Raw genomic sequence first — 669 nt, 5'->3', positions numbered from 1 at the left:
ATTTGATGCGTTTCCAAAACCACCGGCATTTAATTCGCCTGCATTTGATGGACCAGCATAACTTCCGTCACCATTAAAATCGATCCATTCCCAAAGACTGTAATCTATGGCGCCTTCTGCATCTGGTATGTTTTTAGTTACAACACCATCATTATTTGCATCGTACCATTCGTCTTGTACACCATTTCCATTAACATCATACCAAACATAATCTCCTAAAACAGGAAGGTTTGATTTTCCGTATTCGAAGTTATGAACTTGGAATTCACATTCTTTAAGAGTAGTAAAGAACAAGCTCGAGTCGACAGGGTAAAGTTGATATGCACTATTTAAATTGGCATCTTGAACTTGAACTAAATAACTTCCTGCAGGCATTCCTGTGAAGCTGTACATACCATCGGCTCCAGTTACGCGCAGTAAGATTGGTCCTGTAGTTGTACCTTGAGGAATTAATGTTACTGGAACATTTGCAATAGGAGTGTTAGTATCTACATTGATAATTTGTCCAGATATTTTAACTTTATAATTTGGTTCAGTAATAACAACGGTTGCAGTTGCTGTACAAGTTTCATTTTCATTATTTACTACAGATGTTGCAGTAAGAGTATAAGTTCCAGCTGGTAAATTTGTGTTTCCAACTACTTCGTTATTTTGATTTGTAATAACTAC

At 36.5% G+C, this 669-nt stretch carries 1 protein-coding gene; it reads right to left on the bottom strand.

Annotated features, from left to right (window positions below):
- Positions 1-669 (bottom strand): carboxypeptidase regulatory-like domain-containing protein (locus tag BOW55_RS20710; RefSeq protein ID WP_206733643.1); only part of this gene is annotated, 669 nt, incomplete at both ends.

Origin of the sequence: Flavobacterium sp. YO12 (assembly GCF_004119495.1) — a bacterium.
In the GTDB taxonomy this organism is placed as follows: Bacteria; Bacteroidota; Bacteroidia; order Flavobacteriales; family Flavobacteriaceae; genus Flavobacterium.
The sequence above is the reverse complement of the archived record's forward strand: the minus strand, read 5'-3'. Positions and strand labels throughout refer to the sequence as shown.